Here is a 25136-nt window from a genome sequence, read left to right on the forward strand (position 1 = left end):
AAGGAGTTCTTCCCGGGGTTGGTGTACGATTTAGGGCGGAAGTACGACCGGTTGAAGGAGTGGATGCCCGCGAGAGAGTATCCCGTCCCGCGCCCCGACTTCCTCTTGGAGGGCAAGGTGGTGGTACTGCTCGGCGAGCACTCCACCGAAGAGCTGTTCGGCCTGTCAGCCGAGGAGATGCCCGGCGAGCGGATCGAGGAGGGCGACTCGTTCGTACGATCGAGTGGGAGCACAAATCCATTCCTGGTGGCTGCGCCCGCCTCCACCAATCTTCACCCCGAGGATCAGTCGTTCCTCGACGATGTTTACGAATCGGGCGTCTCTACCCGGATCGGCGGCTTGACCTACGGGCTGGGGGTGCTGTCGACGCCGGCGGGAGAGGTGGCCGGGCAGTCGGTCAACCCCATCGCTGACATGGGCTTCGAGACCTGCTCACCAGCGAGCAGGCCCGCGGGTTGCTCAAAGAGGCGGGCGTGACTGATGCCGACGACGTCGAGTGGCTCTCGGGCCCGACACCGGCCTCGGACAACCCCGACGGAACGCAGTTCATCGAGGACTCGCCGGACGGCACCACCATCCTCGATGAGGAAACCGACCTGCGGAGTTTCCTGGGCGTGGTCAACGACGACGCCGGGCCGTGGGGCGTGGCCGTCCACATCGCCCGGGTCGAACACGCGCACGACGGCGGGACCGATGTCGCCGTTGCCGCCGGTGTCCACAGCTGGCCGGTCGTCTCCACCGATGGCTTCGAGGCAGGGGGAAAACAATTCACGGACATCGTCGGGGGTTACCGATGGTGGTAGCTCGGACGGGAACGGCGATGGAGAGTAGTATCCTCCGAGTCTGACTGCAAGTGGGTCGACGCTCAGAGTCTCCTCCCCGCGAGCAATCGATCCACGGGACTCGGCGAGGGTGGCCTCGCTCGAAGCTGCTTCGTATTCGAGGCCAAGAGGCGCTGCCTCCGTCGCCGAACCGGCACACCTCCTGGACCCGGTGACGGCGCTTCGCGGTCACGATCGAAGTACGGTGCGAGATACGCGCTGTGTATGCAGCAGTCTCTCCTCTACCTACTCGGAGCCTGTCAATTCTGGCGTGACCGATTCAGAGGAGGTAGTCAGCAGCCAGCCATCGTTGGTTTCACACCGATTCCGATGAATCAGCTGGTCGAGAGCGTGTGCGTATCGCGCACAGCAGGCTGGTCCTGACGACCGATAGAACCCGTGTTGGGGGTTCAACAGTTGCTTAAAGTCTACAGAATTGTCCTTGGGCCCGCGGCTCAATTTGTCGGCGTTACCGTGGTTTCGGCAAACTCACATCCGCCGGTGTATCGCCTGACGTTCGCACAGGAATCTGTCCAGAATGCAAACTCATCTGGTGCCAGGTTCGCATTGTCATATTCAGCCCTGGCCACGGTACAGTCCGTCTCTGAGTCGCTCGCCGTGAGGGAGTTTGTCACCCACTGACCACCATCTACACGGACAGCTACGGTGTAGTCGCCGGCTGTATCGTCCCACGTACACCTAGCAGTAGCGCCGTAGATAGTGGCGTGTTCACTTGCCGAGTCGGGATCGGTTCGTCCCTGCACCACGTGCGAGGAGTGATGCACCTGTTCCCCGTCACGCTCTATCCGCAATCCAAACCGGTGACTCTCGGTATCGAAATTGCCGACATTGTACCAACCCAACCGGACGGCGTCCGACGGGCCGCCCGCCTTTGACAGACAGCCGCCGCCCGTCCCGAGCGATGCTGCGGCGAGCCCTTTGAGATACGTCCGGCGTTTCACAAACTGGTCCATTAGCGACCGGGTTGAATATCTTATGCTCAAAGCAGGCTACTTCGGTGGAAGGTATCTCCAGAACGTCTTCCTCGTACTGCACACACACTCTGTCTCTACCGATTCGAGCAGCACTGATTTCGACACCGCACGGTGACCGATATGCGCTGTGTATGCAGCAGTCTCTCCTCTACCCACTCAGTGTCTGTCAGTTCTGGCGTGACCGATTCAGAGGATGTATGCAGCGCGTAGATGAGGTGTCTGCACGAAGTACGCGATATCGGGAATACACGTGGCTGGGTGAGTTTTGTTAAATCGACGCTACCTGGTTTGTGATCAAGGTTAAAATGTTCATTACAAGATACAGAGCGTATCGTCAGTTGTGAATACCCTGTTACACGGCGGGTCGCTTCCGTTGTTCTCCCCTCAACGTAACAGGAAACAATCCACAACTATGAGTGACGAACGAAAGCAATCACGCTACCTGAATCGACGGACAGTTCTCAAAGCAGCCGGGGTTGCCGGCCTCGCCGCAGCATCGCCCTGGACCGCGGGACAAGTTGCAGCCGTCACTGGCAACACGCCGCTGGCGCTCGGAGACCACAAATGGGAAGATCCGCTTCCGCGGCCGGGAGTATTGACGCCAGCCAGCCGGAAGGGTCGGACCGACCGTTACGAGATCGAACTGACCGAATTCACGCAGACCGTACTCCCCAGTTCCCTGGAGAAGGACACGACCCTTTGGGGGTACGAAGGGACGTATCCCGCATCGACCATCGAGGCACGGCCCGGACGTCCCGTCGAAGTCGAATACGTCAACAACCTTCCCTCGGACCACCTGTTGAGCGTCGACGAACGGGTCCACGGTGCGGGTCAGGGCGCACCCGCCGTCCGGACGGTTACCCACCTCCACGGCGGGGTGGTCGCCCCGGAGGACGACGGGTACCCGGAGGCGTGGATCTCGTCGGGTGGCCAGACCGCCGGGGATATCGAAAGCGTCCCGGACAGCGAAGTTCCATATAATAACCCCAAGGAGTACCCAAACGACCAGAAACCGGGGACGCTGTGGTACCACGACCACGCGCTCGGCATCACGCGCCTCAACGTCTACGCCGGTCTGGCGGGCTTCTACCTGCTCCGGGATCCGATGGAGAATGCACTCCCAAACGGGCAGTACGAGATCCCAATCCTCTTTCAGGATCGGACGTTCAACGACGATGGGTCACTGTTCTATCCACCGGGGGACGACGACGACTACGAGGCGGAATTCGCTGGCGACATCCCGGTTGTCAACGGCAAGGTGTATCCGTACCTCGAAGTCGAACCCAGGCCGTACCGGTTCCGCCTCCTCAACGGGTCGAACAACCGGACGTTCAACCTGCGGTTCTACAACGAGGACACGGACTCGTACAGCGACGTCCCATTGATGCAACAGATCGGCGTGGACCTCGGCTTCCTCGACGAAGTTGTCGAGGTGGGTCCTGGCGGTACGGTCGGCCCCGAGGGCCCTATCGAGTCGATGCTCCTCTCCGGTGCGGAACGTGCAGACGTGATCGTCGACTTCAGTGGCTACGAGGGAACGACGTTCACAGTGAAAAACAACGCCGAGTTCCCCTACGCAGGCGAGAACAGCGGACCAGACCTCGACTCAATCGGTGAGATGCTTCAGATTCGCGTCACCGACTCAACCTCCAACCGGGGTAACAATGTCAATCTCGACGGGTTCCTGAATGGCATCAACAGGAAGTACCAGGAACCGGAGACGAACCCGTCCGGAATCACCCGGACGTTCACGCTCGACAGCGCGGTGTTCACGGTCGAGGAAGGCGATTTCGAGGGTGACGAACTAGACAGCCACTTCCTCGACCTCTCACTGTGGGAGGATGACGACGCGATCGTGAACCCGACGCTAGGGACCTCCGAAGTCTGGGAGCTGTACAACACCACGGGTGATTCCCACCCGATTCACCTGCACCTCGTCGACTTCGAAGTGCTTGAGCGGGAGAGCTTCACCTGGGACGACGAAGCGGGGTACCAGGATGCTGCCCAGGCCTTCATCGACGGCGAGACTCCCACCAGGCCAGACATCTCTGACTACGTGACGCTCTCTGGAGCGCCTACGCTGCCGAATCCGAACAACCGTTTCCACAAGGATACGGTGCTGGTCAACCCGCAGGAGGTGATCCGCATCAAGCCCGACTTCACCGGCTACACCGGACTGTATCCCTGGCACTGCCACATCCTCGAACACGAGGACCAGGAGATGATGCTTCCCTACGAGGTGGTGTCACCGGAGTAAAGGCCATTCGTCGAATCGGGGCTTTTTTGTCTCCCGAAAGCGGCTCGAAATTTTCCTCGTATCCAATCCAAGTTTGAACGGAGGTACGTGCAAGAGATGGGCTGTGTATGCCGCAGAGCGTTCTTCGATTGCTCAATGGCTGACAGTACCGAGGTGGCCGAAACAGAGATCAGTTACCGAGAGAGGGATAACCGCACTTTCCCGACCAGGAGCGTCGGGAGTTGGCCGAGTAGCTGTGGGAACGTCAGTCCGAGCTGCGCAGCCACTTCGTCCATATTCGTGTAGAACCTGTGTTCACAGATGAGTCCCGCTTCGAGGTGGAGTATCGAGACACCACGAATCTGAACCTGTCGACCCGTCGGGACACGACGCCAAGAATAACCGAGTCCGACTCTCGAAGGGCGCAAATCACAAGGAACACCCGAAAGCGTGGGAATACATCCTTGTCGAATACGAACCCCGTCCCGGCGTCACGGTCGAGAACTTGCAACAAGTCAGGGCAGTCTACGACCAAGCGAAGCAGCGATGGGAACTGCATCTCGTCTGCAAAGACGAAATCAAGACACCCAACGCACCCGGCGAGGAGACGGCAGGTATTGACCTCGGCATCTGTAACTTCGCGGCGGTCGCATACAGCACCGAGAACGCCGACCTGTACCCCGGCAACCGCCTGAAACAGGACGGCTACTACTTCAATTGCTACCGACCCGAGTTCTCTCCCAGTTGGTCACTCCGAAGGTTCGTTCTTTTGGACTTCGGTGACGATCACGTCCCAGTCAGGATGGTCGACTCCATTCCGGCATTCGAACGCGCCTTCCACATCGATTCCATTCTCGTAGGACCTGATAAGGAGTGCTTTTAGCTCCGCGTTCAATTCCGCTTTCGACGCGACTGGGTTCTCCTCAGACGTCATCTTCCCGCGTTCCTCCCGGATTGCTCCGCTGTTGGTTCATCGCCGGACGTGATCGTGACCACACCGTAGCTGTACACAGTTATCTCGTGGTCCTCGTGCGTGAACGTAACGTGGATATCTCCGTCCGTCCCGGTGCGAACGCGGACGAGCGCATCCAACGCGTCTGGGTCAACCGTAGAATGGAGCGGATCCAGTTCAACCGGATCAGCGTCCATCACTTCCGCCAGCGTTGCGATTACAGCCATACTTGCGGGGGTCTTCTCCTGGTCAAACTGGGTCCGAACAGTCGCAGAGTCCTGATGATACTTGACTGATTCTACTCCGACTCCAGACACCACAGCATCCATATGTACCTATTCTACCGGCCTGAGTCGGTTTAGTAGGGATACTGATTATACAGTAGGTTTAAAAGATGGGCCCGCCAGAACGATCACGGCAAACTGACGAGCGTCGCTCCAATGAGACGTCGATGCCCACGCCTGAGTCGTGACGAAAGCGATTGCTGGGTGATACCGAGTTCGTCAGCGATCTCTTCGAGCGACGCCTTGCGCGGGGTGTCGAAGTAGCCACGCTCGTAGGCCAGCACCAGCGCCTCGCGCTGCGTTTCGGTCAACTCGTAGCCCTCCCCCTGGATCGGAAGCATTGCGTGGACGGCGGTGATCTCTATCGAGATATCGTTTTCCTGGCAGTACTCTCGAAACTCAGCGATTGCCTCCTGACTCTCGCCGCGCACCTCGAATCGCCACTCGTCTTTCGTTCCGAGCCCCGAGAGCACGACGACGTTGGCCTTGGCCAGGGCACTCAGGACGCCAAAGTACGCTTGCTCCCACTGGGCACGCATGAGATACTCGTTCTCGACGCTATCGACCAGTCGGATGTCCGTCACGCCCTCGCGTGGTTCGAACGCCGCTTCGATGTCCTCGGTGTCCACGCCACGCACCCAGAAGTACGGGATGATCAACGTCTCGTGTGGAATCAGCCGCTCCAGTTCGACCGTCACTCCCGGCAAGTTCTCGAAGATACTCCCCAGCGGGAACTCCTTTGCCGGGCTCGTAAACTCCATTACGGTCGCCATGTGGAAGTCTTCGTCCGACAGGCCGATAATTGGCGTGGGTGGTGTACCATGGAAAACGCGACGTTCGGCATGGCGATCTATCCGTCGATTATCGGCATTCTCAAAGACTGATACGCTCCTACGAACTGATGAGCGTCTCACCGACGAGACGTCGATACCCCCGCCGGAGACGGGAAGAAAGCGACTGCTGGGTGATGCCGAGCTCGGCTGCAATCTCTTCAAGCGATGCCTCGCGTGGGGAGTCATAGTACCCACGCTCGTGCGCCAATACCAGCGCTTCGCGCTGGGTTTCGGTCAACTTGTAGCTATCTCCCTGTATCGGGAGCAACGCGTGAACTGTGGAGATGTTAGCTGAAATATCATTTTCCTGGCAGCATGTTCGAAACGCGGCAACTGCTTCTTGACTGTCTCCCCGGACTTCGAATCGCCACCCATCGTCCGTTCCAACCCCAGAGAGAACGGTTAGATTAGTCTCTGCTAACGCACTCAATACCCCATCGTATTCTCGCACCCACTCTGCACGCATGAGATACTCGTTCTCGACGTTATCAACCAATCGGATGTCCGTCACGCCAGCATGTGGATCAAAGGAAGCTTCCATGTCGGTAGAGGACGCACCACGCACCCAGAAGTACGGGATAGTGAGCGTCTCGTGTGGAATCAACCGCTCCAGTTCGACCGTCACTCCCGGCAAGTTCTCGAAGACACTTCCCAACGGAAATTCGTTTACTGGAATTGTGAATTCCATTTCAGTCGCCATGTAAGAGAGAATATGCCGGGGATACCTAAGTAAGCATGGTGAGCCATGTTTTTATAAATACCATCCATCATCCAACGCAGATGAGCAGGTGTGTTCTGCGAGCGGGTCGTGCCGTTAGAATACTGTCCGGGCATGGTGCACCATGTCTCCCTCTTTTGTAGGACCCAGAGCAACCTAGCCTAACAAAAGAGCATGAGTGTGTTAATGGAGGTTCGATTATCTCCCGATGATTTCGAACTCGGGCAGATTCTCAGTTTAGAGGAGGCCTCGGCTATCGAACTCGAAACGCTCGTCCCGAGTGGGGACGCTACCGTGCCACTCTTTTGGGTCTACGAACCTGTCGGAGACGAGTTTCTCGAAGCCGTCCAACGCTACCCAACTGTCAACAGCGTAACCGAGGTAGACGTATTCGAAGATCGGACCCTGTTCAGACTTGATTGGGATGCGAGCCAGGATTATTTCTTTCAGTGCATCCTGGTCAACGAGGGGCAAATATTGAGCGCGACTGGAACAACAGAAGGATGGGATTTCGAGATACGATTCCCTGACCGCGAGGGCCTGAGCCGGTTTCAAACCTGTTGTGAGGACGCGCACATATCCCCGGAAATTATCAGGCTATACAATCCCACGGATCCCGGGATTGGTCCGTGGTACGGCTTGAGCGAGCCACAACGAGAAGCGCTTATGCTTGCCGTTCAGATGGGATACTACGACATTCCACGAGGCTGCACGACCGAGGAGCTCGCGGACGAACTCGGGATTTCTGATCAAGCAGTGACTGAGCGCCTGCGTCGTGCCGTCGGTGGGTTCGTTCGACATGCACTCCTGACCCCCGAGACAGAGGCGTAAGAACCAACGATTTCCATTGTGCACCATGGAATAGAGCCAGGCAGTTGGAGCGCTGTTGTGTGAGTATGGATGAGAACGTGGAGCGAGAGGAACCGGGTCTGCGGAATATCGACAATTTCTCCAGATCTGCGGAACGAGAGCGGTTGATTTCGCCCGATAGACTCCTGTCGGCAGTAGCGGACGAACACCGACGCGCTGTTGTTCGTTCACTGAACAACGCTGCTGATAGGACATTGGAATACGATGCGCTCGTAGACCGCGTTGCAGACAGGGTTGAAGACGAAAATACCGAGGGGGTATCCGACGAGCATCGCCAACGCGTCCGGATCGTACTTCATCATACTCATCTCCCGAAACTGGCGGATGCCGGGGTAATTGACTACGAGGCTGACGCGGGTCATGTTCAGTTTGTCGGTGGTGGATTAGAACAAGATATCCTGGCGTGTGTCGGGTCGCACGACGTCGACGAGTGACAAAAGTGTGCTATATGAGATAATTAGCATCAGTTTCGAACTCACCTACCCGCCCAATGATCTGAGTGTCTATGGTAGTTCCTTGAGATACTGCTACACAGCGCGTGTCTCGCACTCATCGGTCGTTTGTTCGACTCCTCTGAGAGAGTGGAACGATTGATCGTCGGTGTTGGGTGGGCTGGAGGGGTGGCATTCCAGAGAGGGGTGTGCGTGACCGCTTGGCCTGATTCCTAAACGCGTCGAAGCCGTAGTGGAAGCATGGAGACGACGATAGCCGAATTGGACGGACTCATGCTTGCGCGGGTCGAAGGTGACGATCGTGTGTTTGAGGTGAGCTTCGACACCATCGAACCGACCGACGTCACCCTTCGATTCATCCGAGATGAGGAGCGCGTCGGGAGTATCTACAACGACGACGGCACCGAGCGGACGATGGCACGGCTAACCACGGGGCGGGACGGGAGTGACTTCATCGGCGTCGAGGTACCCAAGGATTTCGTCAGCGAACTGCTCGACGCGGCCTCCGAGGCTGGACGAATTACCGATGAGACCGCCCTCGAAGGCTACCGACTGCGGGTTCTGTAACCCCCGTTAGCAGTCCCCGATTCGACTTATATCCAGTCGGCAGGCAACTCGTCTGCATGGTTACGCATCAACACCACGTAGCATATTCCGGTGCCCGAACCTCCCGCGGTCTACAGATGAGTGAGTGGACGACCGCAAAAACCAGCAAAATATTCCGTTTTTGCTTTTAAGTGAATGGGATCGCCCGGATTTGAACCGGGGTTACGGGCACCCAAGGCCCGAAGTATACCAGGCTAACCCACGATCCCGTGTCCGAACATCCATCCGGCGCAGAGTAAAGCGTTTCGTTGCGCCGGGGCCGGTCGCAGGGCGGGCGCGGCGTGACGGCAGCGAGGGCACAAACATTTACCCGGTGCGGTGAGAGTCCACGCCTGTGCTGGAGTGGCGGCGACAGACTGTGCTGGGCGTGCTCTTCGGGGCTGTGACAGTGCTCACAGCGTTCCTGCTGTGGGAGGTGCTGCCGACGGTCTTTTTCGCCATCACCATCGCGTACATCATGTATCCGCTCCGGAAGCGACTCGTCACCCACGGCGCGAGCGGGCGGCTGGCGGCACTGCTGAGCACGGCGACGGCGTTTTTCGTCGGCGTGTTGCTCGCGGCCCCCCTGTTCAGTGCGCTGTACTTCCGCCGGGGGGAACTGTTCGAGTTCCTCCGGCAGTTGCCCCAGTCGCTGGTGCTCTCGGTGGGGGAGTTCAGCTACACCGTCGACATCGGGTCGGTGCTGGCGGCGGCACAGGCGGCCTCGGGCCGGGTCGCAGTCACGGGTATCCAGCTGTTGCCCGTGGTGGCGCTGAAGCTGTTCCTGTTTACGCTCGTCGTGTACGCCCTGCTGTTGCGGCCCGAGGGGATTCGCGAGGGGCTGCTCCGGCCGGTGCCCGAGCGCCATCACAACATCGTGCTGGCCTTCCACGAGCGGACGCGCTCGATTCTGTACGCGATTTACGTCCTGCAGGCCGCCGTCGCCTTCGGGACCTTCGTCATCGGGCTGGCGGTGTTCCTGCTGCTCGGCTACGAGTCGGCGTTCGCGCTGGCAGTCATCTGTGGCGTCCTGCAGTTCATTCCGATTCTCGGCCCGAGCGTCGTCATCGCGGTACTCAGCGGCGTCCAGATAATCGCCGGCGACGTGACGGGAGCGGTCGTCATCTTCGTCGTCGGGATGGTGGTCATCGGGTTCCTGCCGGACGCACTCATCCGGCCGCGGCTGGCCCGGCTGACGACGGGGATGCCCGGCAGCCTCTACTTCGTGGGGTTCACCGGCGGCATCCTCTCGGTCGGCGTCGTCGGACTTGTCGCCGGCCCGGTCGTCGTGGCGCTGCTGGCCGAGGCGGTGTCACTTTTGACGGCCGAGGCGGCGACCGTCCAGCAAGAGCTGACCTAACGCCGCCGCTGATGCTACCTTTCGCTACTGGAGAGCATGTCAGAGAAGTCTCTCCAAGGGTGTTTGTTCATCAGTATTTTGATTGATAGGGTGTGCTGGCTGTCCAAGTCAAAGCCGGGCAACGGATTTACCCGACTTCTTGCGGGATGCGCACAGCGTGAGAGGTGCTTGGCATCCATGTACGTGGTGAGTCCGTACTTCAAAGGATGTGATGCATTGTCCACCAAGGTGTCCATATGCATGCTGCCCAGCGTGCTGTATCTCGATACTGTCGCCATCGTTTCGGCCACTTCGAGGAGGACGAGGAGAGTTCTACGACACGCTCTCCGAGAAGCTATCACGCCGACTCGACCGGGCGGCCGGCGGCCTCCCACTCGGTGAGACTCCCCTCGTAGAAGGCGAGGTCCGAGTAGCCGAGATGGCGAAGGACGACGTAGGTGTGGCTGATGCGCCGGGCCGTGTTGCAGTACAGCAGCACGCGCTTGTCGGGGGTGATGCCGGCGTCGGCGAGGATGGCCTCGATGTCTTCTCGGGATTTCAGCCCGCGGGTCTCGTCGTCGACGAGTTCGCGCCAGTCCACCGCGACCGCGCCGGGGATGTGGGACTCCTCGAACTCCCAGTCCTCGCGCGTGTCGACGATGACGGTGTCCGGGTCGTCGATGGCCGCCGCCACGGCGTCGGCGTCGACCAGCGGCGTCTCGGACGGGGCCCGGATGTCGTAGGTCGTCGGTTCGACGTCGGGGGCGTCGCCGTTCGTCTCGTGGTCGCGCTGCCAGGCGCTGAAGTCGCCGTCGAGCAGGTGGAGTCGGTCGGTGGGGTGCCCGTACAGTTCCGCGGTGACGAGAAAGCGCGCGGCGAAGACGCCGTGGTGGTCGTCGTAGGCCACGACGTCGTCCTCGCGTGCGATGCCCGCCTCACCAAGCAGGTCGGCGAAGACGTCCTCGCCGGGGAGCATACCCTCCCCTCCGCCCTCGCCGTCGGCAGCGTGTTCGTCGGCGCGGAACGCGTCGAAGGGGATGTTCACCGCGCCGGGGACGTGTCCGATGCCGTCGTACTCCCAGGGGTCGCGAACGTCCACGACCCGCAGGTCGTCGAGGCGGTCGACTACCCACGACGCCGGGACCACGATGTCACTCATTGACGGGCTTTGAGCCGCGAAGCGCTTGAATATGTCCGTCTCAGTCGGTCGAAGATAGCGGCAACAATTGTGTCAGGTCGAAATGCCACCGCGTAGCACGTCGCACTGAGCGAGACAGTGGCCCCGGACCGGGACCGTCTCTCAGAGCGGCACGCGAGAAGGGGCAGATTCTGCCGGGAGAGGTGAGGAGGGGCGGGACCTGCCGAGAGTCGTAGTACTATAGGTGATGTGGGCGTATATTGGGGTGTACTATGACTGATTACGCGAAGGACGTTCTCGTCTCCGCTGACTGGGTCGAGAACCATCTCGACGACTTCCAGAGCGACGACCCGAGCCACCGACTGGTAGAGGTCGACGTCGACACAGAACTGTACGAGGAGAGCCACGCGCCCGGCGCTATCGGGTTCAACTGGGAGACACAGCTCCAGGACCAGACGACGCGGGACATCCTCTCGAAGGAGGACTTCGAGGACCTGCTCGGCAGCCACGGTATCACCGAGGACTCCACCGTCGTCCTGTACGGTGACAACGCCAACTGGTTCGCTGCCTACACCTACTGGCAGTTCAAGTACTACGGCCACGACGACGTCCGCCTGCTCGACGGCGGCCGCGACTACTGGGTCGAGAACGACTATCCGCTGACCGACGAGGTCCCCGAGTTCTCCGAAGTCGAGTACGACGCCTCCGGCCCGCGCGAGTCCATCCGCGCCTACCGCGAGGACGTCGAGAACGCCATCGACCGCGGCCTCCCGCTGGTCGACGTCCGCTCCCCCGAGGAGTTCTCCGGCGAGATTCTCGCGCCCCCGGGTCTGCAGGAGACCGCCCAGCGCGGCGGGCACATCCCCGGCGCGAAGAACATCTCCTGGGCCGCCGTCACCAACGACGACGGCACCTTCAAGACCGCCGACGAAATCCGCGACCTCTACGCCGAGGAAGGCATCGACGGCGAGGGCACCACCGTCGCCTACTGCCGCATCGGCGAGCGCTCGTCGGTCGCCTGGTTCGCACTGCACGAACTGCTGGGCTACGACGACACCATCAACTACGACGGGTCCTGGACCGAGTGGGGTAACCTGGTCGGCGCGCCGATAGAGAAGGGCGAGGCCGACGACTGACCGAAGGGAAGGAGACGGCCTCGAATCGACGCGGGGAGGCGAAGCCGACCCGCAGAGAAGGGCGACTGAGGAGACAGATACGACCGCATTTTTCGCCGCGCCGCTCGACCAGCGACGCCTGTTTTCGACACCGAGCACCGGGAGGGCGATGGTTACAAGCCCTCGGCAGGCCACACGTGAGACATGGACGCAAGCGAGTTCGTCGACGCAGTGCGAAGCGAAACCAAGACAGAACTCTCCCGGCTGGGCTCCTCGAAGTCCCTGTACGCCGACACCGAGGGCGAGATGGAGGCCGACCCCGTGTTGACCGCGGCGGCGGACGACGCGACCGGCGCAGCCGAAACCTTCGAGGACTGGAGCGACGGGCCCGCGGGCGAGACGTTCGCCGACGCCGCCGAGCGCGAGCGCGGCCACGCCGAGGACATCACGGGGAAACTCGACGACTACGACCCCGGTGAGACGCCGGCTATCGTCGATTTCCTTCGTGGGCAAGAGTCAACAGTCGAGCGACTCGGAGCGCTCGTCGGCTGGACACTGGCCATCGAGGAGAAGGCCAGCCAGTCCTCCGGGTTTTTCACCGGCCAGGCAGACCCCCGGACGGCGAGTCTCTTCCGCGGGTTCGGCGACGACTACGAAGCGACCCGCGAGGCGGCGCTGGCGGCGCTCGACGAGTACTGCGACGGCGACGACGACTGGGGAACTGCACAGGAAGCGGCCACTGGCGCAGTCGAGGCGGCCTACGACGAGTACTTCGAGACGCTGGAGTCGCTGGGCGTCAATCCCAAACCCGTCTGCTGAGGTTTCGGGGGCGGTGGAGTAATTGACAGCAGAAGAACATTGTTAAGAGTAATGAGTTGCATAGAAGGTGACAGTGGACATCACCGACTGGTACGTCCTCGCGCTGCTGGGGTCGGTCGTCGCGACGCTGCTGGCGGCGTGGGCGACGTGGCGCAACCGCGAGCAGGCGGGTGCGGTCCCGCTGGTCTGGCTACTGGTCGGTGCAGCGCTGTGGAGCGGCTGTGACCTCGCGACGCAACTGTCGGCGAGTCCCGAACTCGACCTCCTCCTGAACAAGGCCCTGTACGCGGGGATGGTCGTCGTCGTCAACGGCTACGTCCTGTTCGGCCTGGAGTTCATCGGCCGCGGCGACCTGCTCACGCGACGGACCGTGGCGGCACTCGCAATCGAGCCCGGCCTGCTGCTCGGGCTGCTGGTGTACGACCCAACAGGCGGCGCGCTCGTCCGGGAGATGGTCGGCAGCGGCGGGGTAGCGACCGCCGGCCCGGCGTTCCTGGCGCACGCGGCGTACTCCTATCTGCTCGTCGCGGTGACGACCGGGTTGCTGTTTCGGACGGCACTCCAGACCCGGGGGCTGTACGTCTGGCAGTTCGCCGCCCTGCTGACCGGCGTCTTCGTGCCGATTTTCGCCAACGCGCTGTACCTGTTCGACTTCCTGACCGTCGACGTGACGCCGCTGGCGTTCAGCGTCACCGGCGTCGCCCTGTTCATGTCCATCCGGTGGGCTGGGTTCATGGACGTCGTACCGGTCGCCCGCGACATGGTGGTCGACACCATCGACGACGCGATGGTCGTCGTCGACCAGCAGGGACGCATCATCGACTACAACACGGCGTTCGAGCCGGTCATCGACGGCGACAGCCCGGCTATCGGGACGCTCATCGACAGCATCCTGGGGGACTACCCCGCGCTGCAGGCCGCCATCGAGGCCGACGCTGACGGGGCCATAGTGGGGGTTTCGACCCCCGCGGGCAAGCGCGACTTCGAGGTGACGGTCTCGGCGGTCGAGGACCAGCGGGGGGACCGCCTCGGCCGGGTCGTCCTGTTGCACGACGTGACCGAGCGCGAGCGCCAGCGCCGCGAACTCGAACGCCAGAACGAGCAACTCGACCAGTTCGCCAGCATCATCTCCCACGACCTGCGCAACCCGCTGAACGTCGCCGCCGGCCGGACGAGCCTCGCGAAGGAGACCGGCGACCTCTCGCACCTGGAGGACGTCGAGGACGCCCACGAGCGGATGCACCAGCTCATCGACGACGTGCTCGACCTCGCACGCCACGGGCGGGACCTCGACGAAACCACCCCTGTCGCACTCACTGACGTCGCGACCCAGGCCTGGGCCCACGTCGACACCGGCGAGGCGACGCTGGAGACGGACGCGAACGTCACCATCGTCGCCGACGAGGGTCGCCTGCGCCAGGTGTTCGAGAACCTCTTTCGCAACGCCGTGGAACACGCGTCCCCGGCGGCAGAACTGGCCGACGCCGTCGGGCGAACCACCCGGTCGGTGACGGTGCGCGTCGGGTCGACGGACGACGGGTACTACGTCGCCGACGACGGCCCCGGTATCCCCGAGGACGAGCGCGACGCCGTCTTCGACGCCGGCCACACCAGCGCGGACGACGGGACGGGGTTCGGCCTCGCTATCGTCGACGAGATAGCGCAGGCTCACGGGTGGAACGTGCGCATTACCGAGAGCTGGGCCGGCGGGGCCCGCTTCGAGTTCAGCAACGTCGAGCGCGTCCGCGAGCAGATGCCGGCCTGATATCAGACGCTCCGGAGCGACCCGCCGTCGACGGCCAGCGCCGCACCGTTGACGTAGCTGGCGCGGGGACTCGCCAGGAACGCCACCACGTCGCCGAGTTCCTCGGGGTCGCCGATGCGTTCGAGGGGCACGTCCGCGGCCCAGTCGCGGTAGCCGGCCTCGTAGTCCGGGAACTCGCCGCGCTCGACGGCCGCCTCGATGAGGTCCTCGATGCGGCCCGTCTCGTGTGCGCCAGGCAGGACGGCGTTGGCGCGGATGTCCGGTGCCATCTCGTGTGAGACAGTCTTGACGAGGCCGACGACGGCCCGGCGAACGGCGTTCGAGAGCAACAGCCCGTCCAGCACCTCCCGGACAGAGCGGGAGGTGATGGCGGTAACGGAGCCGGCATCGGACGCGCGGAGATGCGGTGCTGCCTCGCGGAGCGTCCAGACGGCGCTCATCACGAGCATGTCGTAGGCCTGGTACCAGTCGCGGTCGGCGATGTCCTCGAAGGGGCCGCTCGGCGGGCCGCCGGCGCTCGTGACGACGTGGTCGATGCCGCCGAACTCCTCGGCCGTCTGCTCGACGAAGGCCGCGACGTGGTCGGGGTCGGTGATGTCGGCCTGTACCGCCAGGACGTCTCCGGTACCGGCCGCCCGCAGCGTCTCGCGAGCGTCGTCGAGGTGTGCTTCGGTCCGGCCACAGACGGCGACGTTCGCCCCCTCGCGGGCGAGTGCCTCGGCGCTGGCGAGGCCGAGACCGCTGCTGGCGGCAGTACACAGTGCGTCGGCGTCGTCGAGGTCGAGGTCCATGAGTGGGACAACGACGCCGAGCGGTTTACCGGCTTGGGACCGGGCCGTCGTCCGTCCGACGGCCAGCGCCGAACGGCCTGCTCTGTGACCGGACCAGTGGCTTTAGACGAAATCTATCCGCGTCCCCGGTAGAGACTGTCCGCGAAAAGTACGAGCAGTGGCGGTAGCCTAGCTGCCCCAGAAGTTGTCCCGGCTGCCGAGACGTGGCCCCTCGTCCTCGTCCTCCCCGTCGTCGACCTCGTCCTCCGCCTCGGCGTCGTCTGCGTCGTCGTCTCCCTCCTCCTCGTCGAGTTCGAGCCGTTCGATTTCCTCCGCGCGGGCGTGGTTCGAGTGGACCTTCGTCACCTTCACCAGCGAACGGGCCGGCGGCAGGACGCCGTCTATCATGACGATGAAACCGTCCTCGGTGCGACCGACGCCCGCGCCGCTCTCGTGGATGTCCTCGACGGTGACCTCCAGTTCCTCGCCGACCTTGACCGGCTGCGATTTGAGGTCTTCGATGGGCTGGCTGTAGTGGTTGCACCACTCCTTGCCGCCCCGGTCGCCGTAGTGCTGACACCCCATACCCTCGATTCGTTCGGAGAAACTGGGGCACTCGTCGGCGAGTGGACAGTCGGACATGCGACGGAGTAGTCAGGCGGCAGATTAAACGCTTTCCCTCCACCTTTTTCTTCGTCGGGTTTCCTCGCTCACTCCGTTCGCTGCGGGAACCGCTCCTCGAAAAACGTGGGCGAAAAAGGCTGACCGCTCGGCCACAGGCCTCGCGGTCAGGGAACCGCGCTCGCCCTGCTCGCGCGGATGCTCCGTCCCCCTACCGGCACGTACTGTCGTACTCCACGTCCTCTCCGGCCCCGTCGGGGTCGAGGGTGAACGTGTTCCCCGTCTCGATGGATTCGATGCCGTCGAGGGCACAAACGTCGTCGACTCGCTCCTGGGGCAGCGTCATCCGGATACCCGCGAAGCGCAGTCGCTTCTCCACGACGCCGATGTCGTCCAGCCTGTCCGCGAGGGCGTCAGCGCTATCGTCGTCCACGGCAGTGATGCGCAGCGTGACCGTCTCGTCCTCGGCCGGGTCGTCGCGGATGCGCCGGACAGGGTGGGAAAGGTACATCGGGCGGACGTACGGCGGCCACCGATACAACCGTTGCGGGAGTCACTCGGCGTCGGGAGCGACGAACGCTATCTCCCGGCTGGTCTCGCCGCCGTACCAGTCGAATTTCAGCTGTGTCGTATCCCCCGCCGCTATCTCCGACTCGTCGAAGAAGGAGGGCGTGACGGTCACCGACCCGCTCGCCCCCGGTTCGAGAAGGTTCCTGACCGCCGCCTCCGGCGCGTACGCGATGTACGGCCCGACCCGGTTGACGGCCAGCACGAACGTGCCCGCGACGTCGCTGGTGTTCTCGAACGCGACAGTCGCCTCCGGCGTCTCACCGACCGGGACCGTCTCGGGTGCCGTGACCGACACGTCGAACGTCGGATTCTGGCTGGCGAGTCGCGTCCGGACTGCCGGGTCGGGCTGCCAGGAACCGCCCGGCCAGCGCAGGCGTGCCGAGTCCGGGTCGTCGGCAGTCGCGGGAAGGTCGAACAGCAGCCAGCCGCCGGACGGCGAGTACTCCGCACCGAACTCCGACTCGGAGCGTCGCCAGAGCCGCCGCGTCTTCGCCACCGGCGTGTGCGTCTTCCCGTCGAGTTCGAACGCGAAGTCCGAGCGCGCCGGCGGGTTCTCGGAGCCGGTCTGCACAGAGATAAAGAGCGACTGCCCGGCCGACTCCCCGAAGACGCCGATAGAGTCGGGGGTACCGAGTGCTATCCGCGCCGGCTGGAGTCCCGCCAGGGAGACGCGCTCGACGGACGCCGGTTCCTGCGTCGGCGTCGCAGTCGGGTCGGGCGTCGGCGTGTCCGTCGCGTCGTCGCCGGTTCCGTCGGTGTTCGCACCGGGGTCGCTCTCGCCGAGACAGCCGGCAGTCGCAGCGAATCCGGTGGCAGCCGCGGTCAGAAACGTGCGTCGGTGCATGACCACCGCTACCGGGACGGGCGGTAAGTGTTTTCAGAATGGACAAGTCGCTCTTTGAGCCACGGACGCTCGGCCCCGGACTAGTCGGCCGACGCCGACTCGTCTGCCCCTGCAGACTCGGTTCCCACGACCGGCGTCCGTTCCACGACCGTTCCCTCGACCGTCGGGTACTGCTCGACGATTTCCCCCTTCGGCAGGTCGCCCTCCTCGACCATCTCCTCCAGCAGCCACCAGGCGAGTTCGACGTGGTCGCTCTTTGCCGTGTAGTACTCCTCGGGGACGCCCAGGTCCGCGAAGCGGGCGGAGTCGACCCAGGTCTTCCCGTAGACGATAGTGCCGTCGTCGGTAATTTCGTCGAACGGGCGGCGGACGTTCTTCGCCATCCGCTTCAGGCGGTTGCGGTGCTGGGCGGCGTCCTTGAACACCGAGGTGCAGAAGTAGACCTGCTCGTGGTCGCCCATCGTCTCCAGGATGTCGTGGCTGCCTTCGACGGCACTCATGTGGCCCTCGCGGAGTTCGTAGCCTTCCTCCTGCATCCGGCGGAAGTTCCCCTGGCTCATCTCGAACTCGTTGATGTTGCAAAAGTCCGCAGCGCCCTCGTCGAGGAAGTCCAGGAACTCCTCCTCGGCGCGGATGCCCGGAATCTCGAAGGCGGGCGTGATGCCCTCCTCGCGGGCGACGTAGAGGATGTCCTCCCACTCCGTGCCGTGGAGGTCACCCCACTGCTCGAACGGTGGGTGAAAGCGTATCTCGTCGAGGCCGGCCTCGGCCAGGCGGCGCATGTTCTCGCGACCGCCGGTGATGCCGGTGTAGAGGTGGACGTGGTGGTCCTCGCCGAACTCCTCTTTCAGCAGTGAGATGTACCGGCAGGTCCGCTCTAGAACCTCCTGGGGTTCGCCGCCGGTGATGGACGAACCGAGCGCGTCCATCCGACGGGCCTCGTCGATTATGTCCTGGTCGCGCTCGACCTCGCGCTCGTTGGCGTAGACGTCGGTGACGTTCTTGCGGTTCTCGCCGAGCGGGCAGTAGAAGCAGTCGCGCTGGTCGCAGTAGCCGTAGACGAAGATGACCATCTTGCCGCCTTTCGCGCACTGTTCACAGCCCTTGGAAATCATTCGGTACCACCGTTACACCATCGAGCGTCAAAAGCCGTGCGGAACGGAGTGGCCGCCCGACTGGCCAGTCGAGCCCGGCGTGCAAGCGGCGCACAGAACCGGGGAAGGATTACTGTCGTTCGGAGTCTGGTCACGAACGATGGCAGGTCCGGAGTATCATAGACGGCGATTCGCCACCTGGCGGCGGGTCGCGCTCGCGATGCCGCTCGTGGCAGTCCTGCTGAGCGAGTACCTGCTGGGGACGCGACTCGCCCGGCCGGACCTCTTCTGGGGGGCTGTGACGGTGACGGCCTTCTTCGCCACCTGGGCGGTCCTCGCCGCGGTCTGGCACTACCTGATTCTGGACGGCATCGACGCGCCGCCGGAGTGAAAGAGGAGGGTCCTCAGTCGAGTTTGCCCGCAAGGACCTTCCCCGCGGTCAGCACCGGGTCCCAGACCGGGCTGAACGGGGGCGCGTACGCGAGGTCGAGGTACGATAGCTGGTCGACAGTCATCTCCGCGTGGAGCGCCGTCGCCACGGTGTCGATGCGCTTGGCGACGCCCTCGCGGCCGACCATGCTGGCGCCGAGGACGCGGCCGCTGTCGCGGTCACCGACGAGGTGAATCTGGATTTCCTGCCCGCCGGGGTAGTAGTGGGCGCGGGACTCGGCGTCGATGGTGACGCTGACCGGGTCGAAGCCGGCCTCGCGGGCGCGCTCCTCGTCGATGATGCCCGTCCGGGCGACTTCGAGGTCGAAGGCCTTCAGAACGGCCGTGCCCGCGATTTCCCCGACCGGCGTGGGGTCGCCCGCAAGCGTCGCGCCGATGGCGCGGCCGGCGCGGTTGGCGGTCAGCGCGAGCGGCACGTGGTCGGGGTCGCCGGTCACGACGTGGGTCGCCTCGGCGCAGTCGCCGGCCGCGTAGACGTGTTCGTCGTTCGTCCGGCCGTACTCGTCGGTCGCGATAGCGCCAGTCTCGCCGAGTTCGATGCCCGCCGCCTCCGCGAAGTCGGTGTTCGGTGCGACGCCAGCCCCGACCAGCGCCAGGTCGACGTCGACTTCCAGGTCGCCGGCAGCGACCGCCGAGACCGCGTCCTCACCGAGGAAGCCGTCGACGGCCGTGTCGAGGTGGACCTCGACGCCCTGCTCGCGGAGGTGTTCCTCGACGACGGCGGCGGCTTCCGGCCCGAACGGCTGGAGCGTGTGCGGCAGCATCTCGAAGAGGTGAACCTGGAGGTCGTGCTCGGCGAAGGCTTCGGCCATCTCGATACCGATGTAGCCGCCGCCGATGATGGCGACGGCGTCCGGCGCTTCCAGTTCCGCGTACGCCGCGGCGGCCTCGCCGTAGCCCAGGTCCGGGAGCGACGCCGTGGGGGTGTCCATCCCGAGGAACTGCCGGATGCGCGGCGCGTCGTTCATATCGTGCAGCGTGAACACGCCGTCGAGGTCCATCCCGTCGAGCGGGGGTGTGAGGGCGTGGGCACCGGTCGCAATCAGGAGGTCGCTGTAGGCCTGCTCGAACGTGCCCTCGGGACCCTCGACGGTGACGGTGCGGGCGTCGCGGTCGATGGCCGTCACCTCGTGACCGGTCCGGAGGTCGACGTCTCGCTCCTCGCGGAAGGCCTCGGCCGGTACCGACACCAGGTCCTCCAGCGTCTCTACCTCGCCCTTGACGTAGTAGGGCAGGCCGCAGGCCCCGTAGGAGACCCACTCGCCCTTCTCGAAGACGACGACCTCCCGGCCGGGCGCGTCGCGCTTGAACTTGCTCGCGGCGCTCATCCCCGCTGCGTCACCGCCGACGACGACCACTGGGTCTGTCATGTCTGATTCTTCGGCGAGCGGCTACTAAAGTATATTGCTAGCCATACAATACTATCTCCGGCAGTGAGTCGGTCAGTCCCGAAGTCAGCGCTCCGTAAACTGGCAGCCAGACCGACAGCACCCGGCAAAAACTCGGTTGGAGACGCTCGAAACCGGTATAGGCGGGGCAAGCGGAACTCGTGCGGATAGAGATGCAGGGAACGACGATGCAGTTTTGTGTGTCTAGCGCAAAACTGGTGGTAGAAATGTCCTGGAAAGAGGAGATAGCGCGCCAGCGCGAGCGGAAAGAGCAGTACTTCGGCGGGGACCCCCGGTCGCCGCTCCCGCCGGACGAACGGGAGGCGTTCGACGGGCTGAACTACTACCCGATAGACGAGTCGTACCGGTACGAACTGTCGCTGCAGGAGTACGACGAGCCGGAGCCGGTCGTCGTCGGAACGAGCACCGACGGCGAGCAGGAGTACCTGGCGTGGGGCGAGTTCACGTTCACCGTCGACGGCGAGGACGTGAGCCTGGTCGCGTACAGGTCCGACGCCGACGAGGACCGCCTGTGGGTGCCCTTCAGGGACGCGACCAGCGGCGAGGAGACCTACGGCGCGGGGCGGTACATCGACCTCGAACCCGAGCACCACCGGACGGCGGACGGGGAGTGGATACTCGACTTCAACGAGGCGTACAACCCGACCTGCGCGTACTCGGACCGCTACGAGTGTCCGCTCCCGCCGACGGAGAACTGGCTGGAGGTGGCGATCGAGGCCGGCGAGAAGGACTACGACGGCGTCGGCCACTGACGCTACCCCGCCGCCCGAAAGCAGATAAAGACGGCTGGCATAGCCGTGGATAATGCTGCTGGTGCTGTGTGTGGACCTCGACGACGACCTCGGTCGGAAGACCGACGTCGAGACCCCCGTCGTCGGCCGCGACGCCGTGGAGGCGGCCGCGGTCGAACTCGCCACCGCCGACCCCGAGGACAGCGACGTGAACGTCCTGTTCGAGGGGTGCCACCTCGCGGACAGTATCATCGACGAGACCGTCGAGGTCGCGGCGGTCACCGGCGTCGACGGCAGCGACGTGGCCGCGAACCGCGCCGTCGGCGAGGAGGTCGACCGCGTACTCGCCCAGTTAGCGACCGGCGAGGACGTGCGCGCGCTCGTCGTCACGGACGGCGCACAGGACGAGTCTGTCGTCCCCGTCATCCGCTCGCGGGTGCCCATCGACGGCGTCCGCCGCGTCGTCGTCCGGCAGGCACAGGACCTCGAATCGATGTACTACACCATCAAACAGGTGCTGGACGACCCCGAGACCCGCGGCACGCTGCTGGTGCCGCTCGGTATCCTGTTGCTCATCTACCCGCTGACGATTCTCGCTGACCTGCTGGGCTTTCCGGGGACTGTCTTCGGCGTCGTCTCGGCACTGCTCGGGCTGTACGTCCTCGCTCGCGGGTTCGGTCTGGAGGAGACGCTGGACAGCACCGTCGCCCGCGTCCGCGCGGCGCTTTTCACCGGCCGCGTGACGCTCATCACCTACGTCGCCGCCGCGGCGCTGATGATAATCGGCGGCGTCAGCGGCGTCGAGATGCTGGAGCGGACCCAGACGGCCGCACCCGCACCGGTCGGCGTCGTCGACACGCTGGCGGCGCTGGTCTACGGCTCCATCCAGTGGTTCGCCGCGGCCGGCATCACCAGCAGCCTCGGCCGCGTCACCGAGGAGTACCTCGCCGGGGAGTTCGAGTGGGGCTATCTCAACGCGCCCTTCTACGTGCTCTCCATCGCCGCCGTCCTGCACGGCGTGAGCGCCTTCTTCCTCGGCGAAGCGAGCCTGGAGTACCTCGCCATCATGCTGACCGGCGGGACGCTGCTGGGGCTGGCGAGTACGCTCTCCTTTGCAGTCGTGGAGTCGTGGTCCGAGCGGCGAACGGACGCCGCGTGATTCCACCTGATTTTTGCCCCTCTGGAACAACTCCCGGGTGAGGGCACGTAGCTCAGTCCGGACCAGAGCGTCGGACTTCTATCCCCACGGCCCTGATGGGGGAAGTCATCCGACGGTCGTGGGTTCAAATCCCACCGTGCCCGTGAAGCCGTTGAACGACAATGCAGCGTGCCGAAACGCTGCACGGTGGGATTCGAACCACGGCAGACCGAGCGAAGTGAGGTCTGACATCGGGTGAAAATCCCCTACGTGCCCGCTTCTGCGACGAGTCCCGTATGTTTCATTTTCCATGAAGAATAATTTATCCAGTAATACTACCAGATTATAGATAGTTTTTTGCCAATGACAGTATTAGTCAGACGTGCCGTACTCTCACAGAGGCACGGCACCCCCCAATCCCCCCACCCCCTCGAAGTGCTTCGAGAACTACCAGTCTCTACCGTAGCAGACTGATTGTATGCACCGGTGGACATCTCTTCTGCCGTGCTGTGGCACCACTGGAGAGCGGCAAGCAGGGGACTGCAAGGCCAGGACCCAGCAGCGGAGCGGCCTCCGGGGGCGAGCAACCCGGACCGAGCCCGCTGTCGGGAAGCTCACCGCCGCAGGCCCGCAGCAGGACGTTTTTGTCGAACCGGTGCGTCGGCCCGGACATGCATCCCCGAGCGCAGGAGTTCGCCGCGGAGGCCAGCGAGGAGTACGGATTCGACGTCAACGTCCACGAGTTCGACGAGGGGACGAAGACCGCCGCCGACGCCGCGGCAGTCGTCGGCTGCGACGTGGCCCAGATAGCCAGCGGGCTGGTGTTCGTCGCCGACGGGGAGCCCGTGATGGTCGTCACGAGCGGGGCCAACCGCGTCAGCGAGGAGCGACTGGCCGACGTCGTCGGTGCCGACGGCGCGGAGATGGCCGACCCCGAGACGGTCCGGGCGGCGACGGGCTACGGCATCGGCGGCGTGCCGCCGTTTTGCCACGAGCGGGACATTCCCGTCTACATCGACGAGACGCTGCTGTCCCACGACGAGGTGTGGGCCGCCGGCGGCACCCCCCAGACCGTGTTTCCCATCGACCCCGACGTGCTGGTCGACCTGGCCGACGCGACCCCGGCGGCCGTCGCCGAGTGAGCGGACGGCGGGCGAGGTGGGCGGACAATTAACGTTCCCCGGTTGATAGGTCGGGCGCAGAAGCGAAGACTGCGGGCACAGCAGGTTTTATCTTCTATTGTGAGCTACGTACACGCGGTATGGCAAAACACCTACGACGGCGCGAGGTCATCAGCAGTATCGGGGCAGCAGGTGTCCTCGCATTGGCAGGTTGTAGCGGCGACGGTGGCGACGGCAGCGACGGTGGCGATGGCGGTGACGGCGGCGACGGCGGCGACGGCGGTGACGGTGGCAGTGGCGGCGGCAGCGGCGGTCGCACAATCAAGATGGGGCTGTTGATGGGCGTCACGGGCGACCTGCAACAGCTCGGTCCGCCGATTCGCAACGCGGCGCAACTGGTGCCACAGCAGGTCAACGACGCCGACACGGACTTTAGCGTCGACACGCAGTTCGAGGACACGGCGACCAGCCCGAACCAGGGCGTCCAGAACGGGAACGCGCTCGTCAACGCCGGCTATCCGATGGTCTGTGGGGCGCTCAGCTCCGAGGTGAGCCTGCAGTCGGCGAACCAGGTCGCGATTCCCAACGGCGTCACGATGTGCTCGCCGGCGAGTACCGCACCCGACTTCTCGACGCTCGACGACAACGACCTGTTCTTCCGGACGCCACCGACGGACGCGCTGCAGGGCGCAGTGCTCGCGCAGGTGGCCTCCGAGCGGCTGGGCCACGACTCCGCCGCGACGCTGTATCTCAACAACGCCTACGGCAACGGGCTCTCGCAGGGGTTCGTCAACTCCTTCGAGAGCGAGTACGACGGGACCGTCACGGCCTCCGTGTCGTTCTCGAAGGGACAGTCGTCGTACACCAGCCAACTCCAGCAGGCGCTGGGCGACGACCCCGGCGTCCTGCTCATCGTCGGCTACCCGGACAGCGGCGTCCAGATCTTCCGGGACTTCTACTCCAACTACGACGCCAGCCAGGACGTGCTCGTCTCGGACGGCCTGCAGTCCTCCGACCTCCCGGGCAACGTGGGTCGGGACATGAGCAACGTCCGCGGGACCGCACCGCTGGGCGAGGGTCCCGGTGTGGACTTCTTCAACGAGCAGTACCAGAGCACCTACGACGCCGACCCGGCCGGCCAGCCGTTCGTCCGGCAGGCCTACGACGCGGCGGCGGTGCTCGTGCTGGCAAACGCCGCAGCGGGAGAGAACGACGGGACCGCCGTCTCCGAGAACATGCGGGCGGTCGCGCAGGACGACGGGACGGAAGTGACGCCGAGCAACCTCGTCGAGGGCATAGAGATGGCCGCCAGCGGCGAGGCCATCAACTACCAGGGCGTCTCCGGTCCCATCGCGTTCGACGACGCGGGTGACCTGGCGAGTGCCGCCTACGACTACTTCCAGTTCACCGACAGCGGACTGGAGAGCATCGAGAGCATCACCCCGTAACCGGACCGCTTCTCTCTA

Annotated in this window: 27 protein-coding genes, 2 tRNA genes and 1 pseudogene; 16 read left to right on the forward strand and 14 right to left on the reverse strand. The window is 63.8% G+C overall.

Going from position 1 to position 25136, the window contains the following annotated elements; translation table 11 throughout:
* Positions 1-21 precede the first annotated feature (21 nt).
* Both WDJ57_RS11520 and WDJ57_RS11525 read left to right on the forward strand, forming a co-directional pair.
* Positions 22-477 (forward strand): hypothetical protein, encoded by a 456-nt coding sequence (locus WDJ57_RS11520; protein WP_338900964.1) that lies wholly within the window; start codon positions 22-24, stop codon positions 475-477.
* Entirely contained in the window at positions 474-803 is a 330-nt protein-coding gene (locus WDJ57_RS11525; protein WP_338900965.1) for a hypothetical protein, read from the forward strand. The genes WDJ57_RS11520 and WDJ57_RS11525 overlap by 4 nt, the downstream gene beginning before the upstream one ends.
* A 473-nt stretch (positions 804-1276) precedes the next feature.
* Here the strand turns inward: WDJ57_RS11525 and WDJ57_RS11530 are convergent, their stop codons facing one another.
* Positions 1277-1783, reverse strand: a complete 507-nt coding sequence (locus tag WDJ57_RS11530; RefSeq protein ID WP_338900966.1) for a hypothetical protein — start codon at positions 1781-1783, stop codon at positions 1277-1279.
* Positions 1784-2228: 445 nt separating this feature from the next.
* On the opposite strand from WDJ57_RS11530, the gene WDJ57_RS11535 reads away from it, so the two are divergent.
* Together WDJ57_RS11535 and WDJ57_RS21625 are read left to right on the forward strand one after the other, a co-directional pair.
* Positions 2229-4073, forward strand: coding sequence for a multicopper oxidase family protein (locus WDJ57_RS11535; protein WP_338900967.1), 1845 nt, complete (start codon positions 2229-2231; stop codon positions 4071-4073).
* Positions 4074-4437: 364 nt separating this feature from the next.
* Positions 4438-4767 (forward strand): annotated as a pseudogene (locus WDJ57_RS21625) (transposase); the annotation flags it as partial.
* A gap of 33 nt (positions 4768-4800) precedes the next feature.
* Here the strand turns inward: WDJ57_RS21625 and WDJ57_RS21630 are convergent.
* The 4 genes from WDJ57_RS21630 to WDJ57_RS11555 form a co-directional block, all read right to left on the reverse strand.
* The gene (locus tag WDJ57_RS21630) at positions 4801-4986 is read right to left on the reverse strand and encodes a hypothetical protein (protein ID WP_380629800.1); all 186 of its coding nucleotides are present in this window, start codon (positions 4984-4986) and stop codon (positions 4801-4803) included.
* Positions 4983-5231, reverse strand: coding sequence for a HalOD1 output domain-containing protein (locus WDJ57_RS11545; protein WP_338900969.1), 249 nt, complete (start codon positions 5229-5231; stop codon positions 4983-4985). The genes WDJ57_RS21630 and WDJ57_RS11545 overlap by 4 nt, the downstream gene beginning before the upstream one ends.
* A gap of 185 nt (positions 5232-5416) precedes the next feature.
* Positions 5417-6061, reverse strand: a complete 645-nt coding sequence (locus tag WDJ57_RS11550) for a helix-turn-helix domain-containing protein (RefSeq protein ID WP_338900970.1) — start codon at positions 6059-6061, stop codon at positions 5417-5419.
* 118 nt (positions 6062-6179) lie between these two features.
* Complete coding sequence (locus WDJ57_RS11555; protein ID WP_338900971.1) at positions 6180-6821, reverse strand: helix-turn-helix domain-containing protein; 642 nt, start codon at positions 6819-6821, stop codon at positions 6180-6182.
* Positions 6822-7013: 192 nt separating this feature from the next.
* Between WDJ57_RS11555 and WDJ57_RS11560 the strand changes: the two genes are divergently transcribed.
* Positions 7014-7670, forward strand: a complete 657-nt coding sequence (locus WDJ57_RS11560; protein WP_380629797.1) for a helix-turn-helix domain-containing protein — start codon at positions 7014-7016, stop codon at positions 7668-7670.
* A gap of 206 nt (positions 7671-7876) precedes the next feature.
* Here WDJ57_RS11560 and WDJ57_RS11565 read toward each other — a convergent pair whose 3' ends face one another.
* Positions 7877-8071 carry a hypothetical protein gene (locus WDJ57_RS11565; protein ID WP_338900973.1) on the reverse strand — a complete coding sequence of 65 codons (195 nt, stop codon included), beginning with the start codon at positions 8069-8071 and terminating at the stop codon, positions 7877-7879.
* A 330-nt stretch (positions 8072-8401) separates the two neighbouring features.
* Between WDJ57_RS11565 and WDJ57_RS11570 the strand changes: the two genes are divergently transcribed.
* Positions 8402-8728 carry a hypothetical protein gene (locus WDJ57_RS11570; RefSeq protein ID WP_338900974.1) on the forward strand — a complete coding sequence of 109 codons (327 nt, stop codon included), beginning with the start codon at positions 8402-8404 and terminating at the stop codon, positions 8726-8728.
* A gap of 175 nt (positions 8729-8903) precedes the next feature.
* On the opposite strand, the gene WDJ57_RS11575 is transcribed toward WDJ57_RS11570, so the two are convergent.
* Positions 8904-8976: transfer RNA gene (locus WDJ57_RS11575), tRNA-Pro, on the reverse strand.
* Positions 8977-9101: 125 nt separating this feature from the next.
* Between WDJ57_RS11575 and WDJ57_RS11580 the strand changes: the two genes are divergently transcribed.
* Positions 9102-10106, forward strand: a complete 1005-nt coding sequence (locus WDJ57_RS11580; protein WP_338900975.1) for an AI-2E family transporter — start codon at positions 9102-9104, stop codon at positions 10104-10106.
* 337 nt (positions 10107-10443) lie between these two features.
* On the opposite strand, the gene WDJ57_RS11585 is transcribed toward WDJ57_RS11580, so the two are convergent.
* Positions 10444-11244, reverse strand: a complete 801-nt coding sequence (locus WDJ57_RS11585) for a sulfurtransferase (protein ID WP_338900976.1) — start codon at positions 11242-11244, stop codon at positions 10444-10446.
* A 251-nt stretch (positions 11245-11495) separates the two neighbouring features.
* Between WDJ57_RS11585 and WDJ57_RS11590 the strand changes: the two genes are divergently transcribed.
* The 3 genes from WDJ57_RS11590 (at position 11496) to WDJ57_RS11600 (ending at position 14922) form a co-directional block, all read left to right on the forward strand.
* Positions 11496-12359 (forward strand): sulfurtransferase, encoded by an 864-nt coding sequence (locus WDJ57_RS11590; RefSeq protein ID WP_338900977.1) that lies wholly within the window; start codon positions 11496-11498, stop codon positions 12357-12359.
* Between the two features lie 183 nt (positions 12360-12542).
* Positions 12543-13157, forward strand: a complete 615-nt coding sequence (locus WDJ57_RS11595) for a rubrerythrin family protein (protein WP_338900978.1) — start codon at positions 12543-12545, stop codon at positions 13155-13157.
* 73 nt (positions 13158-13230) lie between these two features.
* The gene (locus WDJ57_RS11600) at positions 13231-14922 is read left to right on the forward strand and encodes a histidine kinase N-terminal 7TM domain-containing protein (protein WP_338900979.1); all 1692 of its coding nucleotides are present in this window, start codon (positions 13231-13233) and stop codon (positions 14920-14922) included.
* Between the two features lie 2 nt (positions 14923-14924).
* Here WDJ57_RS11600 and WDJ57_RS11605 read toward each other — a convergent pair whose 3' ends face one another.
* The 5 genes from WDJ57_RS11605 to WDJ57_RS11625 all read right to left on the reverse strand — a co-directional run bounded on the left by WDJ57_RS11605 (position 14925) and on the right by WDJ57_RS11625 (position 18842).
* On the reverse strand, positions 14925-15713 hold the full coding sequence (locus tag WDJ57_RS11605; protein WP_338900980.1) for an SDR family oxidoreductase: 789 nt from the start codon (positions 15711-15713) through the stop codon (positions 14925-14927).
* Between the two features lie 168 nt (positions 15714-15881).
* Entirely contained in the window at positions 15882-16334 is a 453-nt protein-coding gene (locus WDJ57_RS11610; protein ID WP_338900981.1) for a TRAM domain-containing protein, read from the reverse strand.
* A gap of 190 nt (positions 16335-16524) precedes the next feature.
* Entirely contained in the window at positions 16525-16824 is a 300-nt protein-coding gene (locus WDJ57_RS11615; protein ID WP_338900982.1) for a hypothetical protein, read from the reverse strand.
* 42 nt (positions 16825-16866) lie between these two features.
* On the reverse strand, positions 16867-17727 hold the full coding sequence (locus WDJ57_RS11620) for a hypothetical protein (protein ID WP_338900983.1): 861 nt from the start codon (positions 17725-17727) through the stop codon (positions 16867-16869).
* Positions 17728-17807: 80 nt separating this feature from the next.
* Positions 17808-18842, reverse strand: coding sequence for a radical SAM protein (locus WDJ57_RS11625; RefSeq protein WP_338900984.1), 1035 nt, complete (start codon positions 18840-18842; stop codon positions 17808-17810).
* 139 nt (positions 18843-18981) lie between these two features.
* Here WDJ57_RS11625 and WDJ57_RS11630 point away from each other — a divergent pair, with 139 nt between their 5' ends.
* Positions 18982-19212, forward strand: coding sequence for a hypothetical protein (locus WDJ57_RS11630; protein ID WP_338900985.1), 231 nt, complete (start codon positions 18982-18984; stop codon positions 19210-19212).
* A gap of 13 nt (positions 19213-19225) precedes the next feature.
* Here WDJ57_RS11630 and WDJ57_RS11635 read toward each other — a convergent pair whose 3' ends face one another.
* Positions 19226-20641 carry an FAD-dependent oxidoreductase gene (locus WDJ57_RS11635; RefSeq protein ID WP_338900986.1) on the reverse strand — a complete coding sequence of 472 codons (1416 nt, stop codon included), beginning with the start codon at positions 20639-20641 and terminating at the stop codon, positions 19226-19228.
* 245 nt (positions 20642-20886) lie between these two features.
* Here WDJ57_RS11635 and WDJ57_RS11640 point away from each other — a divergent pair, with 245 nt between their 5' ends.
* From WDJ57_RS11640 to WDJ57_RS11660, 5 genes are all read left to right on the forward strand, one after another.
* Positions 20887-21432, forward strand: coding sequence for a DUF1684 domain-containing protein (locus WDJ57_RS11640; protein WP_338900987.1), 546 nt, complete (start codon positions 20887-20889; stop codon positions 21430-21432).
* A gap of 52 nt (positions 21433-21484) precedes the next feature.
* Positions 21485-22570 (forward strand): DUF373 family protein, encoded by a 1086-nt coding sequence (locus WDJ57_RS11645; RefSeq protein WP_338900988.1) that lies wholly within the window; start codon positions 21485-21487, stop codon positions 22568-22570.
* 41 nt (positions 22571-22611) lie between these two features.
* A tRNA-Arg gene (locus WDJ57_RS11650) sits at positions 22612-22713 on the forward strand.
* Positions 22714-23220: 507 nt separating this feature from the next.
* Positions 23221-23691 (forward strand): YbaK/EbsC family protein, encoded by a 471-nt coding sequence (locus WDJ57_RS11655; protein ID WP_338900989.1) that lies wholly within the window; start codon positions 23221-23223, stop codon positions 23689-23691.
* A gap of 119 nt (positions 23692-23810) precedes the next feature.
* The gene (locus tag WDJ57_RS11660; RefSeq protein WP_338900990.1) at positions 23811-25118 is read left to right on the forward strand and encodes an ABC transporter substrate-binding protein; all 1308 of its coding nucleotides are present in this window, start codon (positions 23811-23813) and stop codon (positions 25116-25118) included.
* The last annotated feature ends 18 nt before the right edge of the window (positions 25119-25136 follow it).

It is taken from the genome of Salinibaculum sp. SYNS191 (genome assembly GCF_037338445.1).
GTDB classification, from domain to species: domain Archaea; phylum Halobacteriota; class Halobacteria; order Halobacteriales; family Haloarculaceae; genus Salinibaculum; species Salinibaculum marinum.